The organism is bacterium, from assembly GCA_040756715.1.
Lineage (GTDB): Bacteria > UBA9089 > UBA9088 > UBA9088 > UBA9088 > JBFLYE01.
The window spans coordinates 14,962-21,545 of the sequence record JBFLYE010000161.1 but is presented as its reverse complement, the minus strand read 5'-3'; the positions used below and the strand labels follow the sequence as shown (position 1 = coordinate 21,545).

Annotated in this window: 4 protein-coding genes; 1 reads left to right on the top strand and 3 read right to left on the bottom strand. The window is 38.3% G+C overall.

From position 1 onward, the window contains the following. Window positions 1-1,725 (top strand): hypothetical protein (locus tag AB1397_05925; protein MEW6482524.1); only part of this gene is annotated, 1,725 nt, incomplete at its 5' end. An 18-nt stretch (window positions 1,726-1,743) separates the two neighbouring features. On the opposite strand, the gene AB1397_05920 is transcribed toward AB1397_05925, so the two are convergent. From AB1397_05920 to AB1397_05910, 3 genes are all read right to left on the bottom strand, one after another. Continuing rightward, on the bottom strand, window positions 1,744-2,439 hold the full coding sequence (locus AB1397_05920) for a hypothetical protein (GenBank protein ID MEW6482523.1): 696 nt from the start codon (window positions 2,437-2,439) through the stop codon (window positions 1,744-1,746). Continuing rightward, the gene (gene clpX / locus AB1397_05915; GenBank protein MEW6482522.1) at window positions 2,432-3,649 is read right to left on the bottom strand and encodes an ATP-dependent Clp protease ATP-binding subunit ClpX; all 1,218 of its coding nucleotides are present in this window, start codon (window positions 3,647-3,649) and stop codon (window positions 2,432-2,434) included. Before clpX ends, AB1397_05920 begins: the two co-directional genes overlap by 8 nt. Window positions 3,650-3,681: 32 nt before the next feature. Further along, window positions 3,682-6,584: alpha-amylase family glycosyl hydrolase (locus AB1397_05910; protein ID MEW6482521.1), on the bottom strand; the 2,903-nt coding region annotated here is incomplete at its 5' end.

Here is a 6,584-nt window from a genome sequence, read left to right as displayed (position 1 = left end):
AGGGGCTATGACTTTGCAAAGCTCATTGCCGAGCTTTTCCTTAGCTATGGCTATACGGTCTATTTGTTTGACTCACCCTGCCCATACCCTGAGGTATGTTTTGCCATACCCTATCTAAAGGCAGACTTAGGAATTTTGATCTCTTCCAGTCATAATGACTACCGTTATAATGGATATAAGCTTTCTTGTAGCAATGGCTCACAATTTGATCCAAAGGAGAGAAAGGAGCTATTTGAAGAATTTATTAAACCATCAAAACCAGGGGATATTCAGCTTTTACCCCTTAAAGATGCTTCGGCTGACAAGCTTATTTTCTTAGGTGGAGCTAATAAAATTGATGGATTTGAATATTATGGATGCAATTTAATGGATATACATAAAGTCCATCGGGAGCATATAAAATCCTTTTTGCTCCTTAAGGATAGAGAAAAGTCTATTAAAATTGCCTATTGTGCCTTTCATGGTGCAGGAAAAATTGCTGTTCCTAGGCTTTTAAAGGAGGTTGGCTTTAAAGATGTCCAAAGCATTACAAAGAATGGCCTTGATGAATTTGATGGTATGTTTCCCTCTTTTGGTAGCGAGCCAGGAAAGGAACAACAACCTGATCCAGGGGATAAAAGAGCAGCCGAGGTTGCTGTCCAATCTTTTCGGGAAGAATATCCCGCTGAATGGGAAAAAATAGATCTTCTTATGGGAACCGACCCCGATGCTGATAGATGCGGCGTTGTGGTAAAGCTTCCCAAAGGGCAACAATTTCTTTATGGAGGCAAAGATTATATCTTAATGCCTGCTGATGATATGTGGGCACTTATCCTCTGGTTCAGGCTTGAATTTGACAAGACAATAGATCCTAAGAAGACATTCGTTGTTCTCTCGCATACAACCTCTGATTTTATTGTTAAGCTGGCTTTGAAATATAAGCTGGGGGTTATAAAAACCTGGGTAGGTTTTGCCAACCTTTCTGCGGTGGTAAGGGATGTCTGGAATAAAACTTTGGAAAAGGGGCTTTATGAGGGAAGAAAAAGTCCAAATGAAGATTGCCATCCCTTTATACATCAGACAATAGATATGGATGAAAATCGATTGTATAATCTGGCGGCTATGGAGCAGAGTAATGGCTTTTCAATCCTTGGCTTTCCTCCACCTGACAACTCTTCTTTGGGTGTAGGTGGCCATGTCAGAGACAAGGATGGAACATTTGCCTCCCTTCTGATTGCCGAAATTGCTGAATGGGCAAAGGAGAATAAAACAAGTATATTTGAATTAGTAGATAAGCTCTACCTTTCTCCCAACATTGGCTTATTTGTTAACCATTATGAGCCAGATCCTTTGGATGGAGAATATCCTGGTATAGAAGGGGATAAAATAAAAAATGCTATTTTAAGAAGGGCATTGGGGCTTTATCAATTTGCATTGGCAGGTGATTTGGAAATCGGGGGTTTAAGCGTTAAAACAGCAACAATTTATCGCACGGGCAAATATGACCATATATACCCAAAAACCTATGATTTCCCATTTCCCGATGAGGGAATAAGATTTTATTTTGACACAGAAAGGCTAAATCATTTAACCATTCGTCCATCTGGCACCTCAAATGCCTTAAGATTCCATATCCAGTTACATTCTTTTGTAAATGAGGATAATCTTATTGCAAAGAAAAAGGACCTCCACGAAATTGCAAATAGGATTATGAAGGATATAAGAGAGAAGGTAAAAACACCTTAATCCCATTTTTCCTTACCATCAAAACACATTAAGCCTTATTCCAAAGTAGCCAATCAAGGATGAAATAGGGGAGGCTTTAAGATAGGAAAGGGAAAATCCCAAGAATTTATCAATAGATGTATTTACAAGGAAATAATTGTAGCCCTTTGGTCTTATAACCTCAATCCCAAATTTTCTTTTAAATATCTTTGTATCTAATGAGGCAAAATATGCCAGGCTTTCATCCTGTATCTTAATATCAAGGTTATGAATTATTGGATTGAAAATTTTATCTATTCCACCATAGAGAATACCAATACTTGTTCCATTTTTCATAACCTCCTTACTTAATACAAGATAAAGGAATCCAAAGAGCTGTGTTTCTGTCCCAATTTTACCACCTCCACTCATATTATACTCTCCCTCAGGCTGAGAGCCTTGCAAAACAACAAATCCTGTCCCTCCCATTGCAACGCCTATTGGATAGCCAAGAGGTGAAGCCTTTCCGTCAACAAAGAAATAGAAGGATTTAATGGGGTATAGGTTGTTTGTCTTGTCCTGCTCCTTCCTTAATATATCACCAATGTAATAGACAAAGCCCAAATCACCGCCAAAGCCTGCTTTCTGTTTTTTTATATTCCCGGTTGGTGTAAGAATTATCCCTGTGGTTTTTGTCCCTGCAAAGGCAAAGCTTGCAAATAAAATAAACAAAAGGGATATCGGAAGCCTACGCACTCTTTTCTAAAAGCCAGGTAGAGGAGAGCTTTTCTCTTACAACCTCTTCTGTAATTACTATCTCTTTAACCTCTGATGATGGAATTTCATACATAAGATCAAGCATTATCTCCTCCATTATGGAACGAAGTGCCCTCGCCCCTGTTTTTCGTAAAAAAGCTATCTCAGCAATTGTTTTTATGGCAGATTTCGTAAAGGAAAGATGTGTTTTTTCAAAGGAAAAGAGCTTTTTGTATTGCTTTATTAAGGAATTTCTTGGTTCCTCCAAAATTCTTATCATATCATCTAATGTTAAAGGGGAAAGAATGCTAACCAAAGGAAGCCTTCCTACAAATTCTGGGATAAGACCATATTTTAGCAGGTCATCGGGGATAAGCCTTGAAAGATAAGGGGAAAAACTCCCCTCTTTTAATCCCTTTCCAAACCCAATGGATTGCTTTCCCAACCTTGATTTGACAACATCCTCAAGCCCAATAAATGCACCACCGCAGATAAACAATATCTTGCTTGTATTTATAGGAACAAGCTCCTGATGGGGATGTTTTCTTCCCCCCTGGGGTGGAACATAGGCAATCGTTCCCTCTAAAATCTTAAGCAATGCCTGCTGGACACCCTCTCCAGAGACATCCCTGGTAATAGAAGGCGAATCCTGGCTTTTTCTTGCAATCTTGTCTATTTCGTCAATATATATAATCCCCTTTTCTGCCCTTCTTACATCACCATCAGCAGATTGGATAAGCCTTAGCAAGATATTTTCCACATCCTCTCCCACATATCCTGCCTCGGTTAATGATGTGGCATCTGCAATACAAAATGGGACATTTAGTATTCTGGCAAGGGTTGAAGCAAGAAGGGTCTTCCCTGTGCCGGTTGGACCAATAAGGAGGATGTTTGTTTTTTCAATTTCAACATCATCTTCTAAATTGCTTGTTATCCTTTTATAATGGTTATATACAGCCACGGACAAAACCTTCTTTGCCCTCTCCTGTCCAATAACATATTTATCAAGAAATGCCCTTATTTCCTTTGGCCTAAAGAGGACAAATCTCTTTTCCTTCTTTTGTTTTTCTTCACTTATTGCATTATTACAAGATTTAATACATTCGTTACAGATGAATATTCCTGGCCCAGCTACCAGCCTTTCTACCTCATCCCTTCCCCTTCCACAAAAGCTACATATTAGATTATCCCTATCTCCATAGCGATACATAAATAAAATATAATCTTAATCTAGGCTTTATGTCAATAAAAAAATCCGTTTTTCTCCAATTTTTTAAGCTTTTCAAGCTGGTATGAGGAATCTTTGGCTAATTGGATAAGGTTTTCAACAAGGCTCTCTTTTTCTATTTCCTCTGGATTTGTTAGGATGCCTGCAAGGAATAGGCAATTTAGCAATTCTTCAAAAAATTCCTTGTTAAAATAAAGGATGCCCTGATATTCATTAACCTGGATATACCTTTTAACAAGGCTATCATCCAATAGCCCAGCTAGATCAGCATCCCAATTGAGATGAGATGATAGAATAGAAAATAATAGGGCTTCCCTTTCGCTACATTCTATTTTTTCCTTTCTTTCATAAAGATACCACAATGATAAAACATCCAAAAATCTAATGTATTTTTGGGGAATCCTTTCCCTTATTTCTTCCTTAAGAGAAAATTTCTCTATCTCGTAGTCAATATTAAAAACACCCCTTCCATTAAGAAAGGAACAGAAAGAACCTATCCTTCCATCCTTATCAAAAACCTCCCTAAAATCAAGGAATATGTGGTATTTAAAGGCAGAAAGCTCAATATATAAGCCCTTTTCGGAAAGCTCGCATCCTTTCCTTATATATTCCAAGCCAGATACATAATCTTTAAAAATATAATAATAGCCATCATCCCTCTTTAAAGAAAGGCAATCTACCAAATCCCTCTGAATAAGCCTTTTGCCTTCAAGCCTGGCAGAGGATACCTTAATCCAGCCCGAGGTGGTTGCATATCTGTTGTGATATACAATAATCGCCCTTTCATTTCCACCTCTATTTGTGTAGGCAAAGACATCCTCATTTACATAACCCCCATTTGTCCAGAAATCAAAAAGATAAAAATTAGAGACACCGCTAAATAAATATCGTTTTTTAAGGAGAGGAAATATCTCCCTTTTATGCCTTTCAACTACGCTTAAATCTGGTGTTTCATCCCAATATGGCCTTTTATACTCCATCCCATACTTCTCTTTTAATCCTTCAATCTGGCCATGGGAAAACATGGGAAGGCCAGGCAGGGTTACCATCATTAAGCAGGTGCCAAAATATTTATCATCCTTGCCAAATTGGGCAATTGCGGTCTCTTCATCGGGATTGCTCATAAAATTGACAAACCTCTCTAAAATCATAGGGTTATACTCCAAGACATTCTTAATCACAGAGCGATACTTTGCATTATCCTCTTGCTTTAGCATATTCATAAATGCAGAGTTATAGACCCTGTGCATACCCAATGTTCTCACAAAATAACCCTCCATAAGCCAGAATGCCTCTGCCAGAAGGAGGGTATCGGGAACCTCTTGTGCAACCCTATCTACCACCTCTTTCCAGAATTCCTGGGGAAATGCCTTATCAAATTCGCTTTTTCTCATCCCAAATTCTGCCCTTGAGGGAATTGCACCACCAGAGCCTGGCTCGGGAAACCAAAGCCTCTGATAATGGAATTTTGTAAGGGTCATTGCCGCATCAAATCTAATAATGGAAAACTTCCTTGCACAATGAAGGATTGTCTGGATAACCGCCTCCCTTACCTCTTCCTTTAAAAAATTTAGCTGGGCTGTGTCATTCCAGGGCATATGGGTTCCATCGTTTCCGTGATAGATATATTTTGTATCTCCTGTCCAATGGTCAACCCGCTTAAAGACAACCGCCGCATCGCTTCTTGTCCAATATCCATCTTCAATATAAATCCCGACCCGATTGTCTTCGGAAAGATTAGGGCCAGAAAAGCTATATCTGGGAAAGGGTGGATAATCTAGCTGGATAAACCAATTGGGATGTTCAATTACCCATTTTGAATAAATGCCAATGTGATTAGAAACCATATCACCGGCTAATCTTATTCCCCTCTGCCAACAACGGCTTTTAAGATTTTGGAAGGCATCTTCTCCCCCTAAATCCTGGGCAATAACATAATCATAAAGTGAATAGGCAGAGGATACCGCCTCAGGATTTCCCGTCATTTGCTTAATTTTTGATGAAGCATTTGATCTCTCCCAAAGCCCAATGAGCCAGATTGCATTAAAGCCATAGCTTGCCAGTTCATCCAATTCACTATCAGGAACATCATCAAGCCTTCTAATCCATCTTCCATATTTTTTGGATAATTGAGCAAGCCAGACATATGTATTTTTAGCAAGCATAACCACCTTTGGCATCCAAAAAGCATCTTTGCTAAACCTTTCATAATCAGGACCAAATCCCCTTAAAAAATCCCCTTTAAAATCTAAGACCTCAAGGGGTGCTTTTCCCATCATCCTTAAAGCCTCTTCCTCTTTTATCAAGTCAAGGGCAAGGAGGAGGCTCTCTAATAGCTCCTTTGTAAGGAGATGTGCCCAATTATCCTTGATATATAAAAGCTGTCCACTTAATGAATTCGGAAAGAGCCTTTGCGGTGTCTTCAACATTTCGGGTAGGCTCTGGTTAAATGGACCAAATATAGGCTTTTCCTTAAAATATTCAAAGATATAGCCTTTTATTTCCTTGTATTTTATCCTTTTAAGTGAAAAAAGCCTTTTGTATAAAAAAAATGATGGGTTTTCATAGGCTAGGGATAAAAGGAGAAGCTCCTCAATAAAATCCTTTCTTTCTAATGAAAATTCCTCTGTAAATTTAAAAAGGGTATCCTCAAAAAAAGAAACCCTATTGGCTATCCAGACAAAGCTATCATTAAATACATTTCCTTCCTTTTCCTCTCTATAGCTTAAACAAACATAGTGAAATATCCGATGAATCAAGATAATGGCATTAAGAGAGGATGCACTTCCCTGCAGGGCTTTGGCAATCTTTCTTATGGAATAAAGGGAAAAATCAAAAATTTGATATTTTTTCCTTGCCTTTATATGAATATGAAATATATCTTTCATCTTTAATTTTTTTAAAAAATCCTTGACCT

Bases quoted from the DNA above. Each gene is read 5' to 3' on its own strand.
- clpX (MEW6482522.1), bottom strand. From the start codon at position 3,649: ATGTATCGCTATGGAGATAGGGATAATCTAATATGTAGCTTTTGTGGA.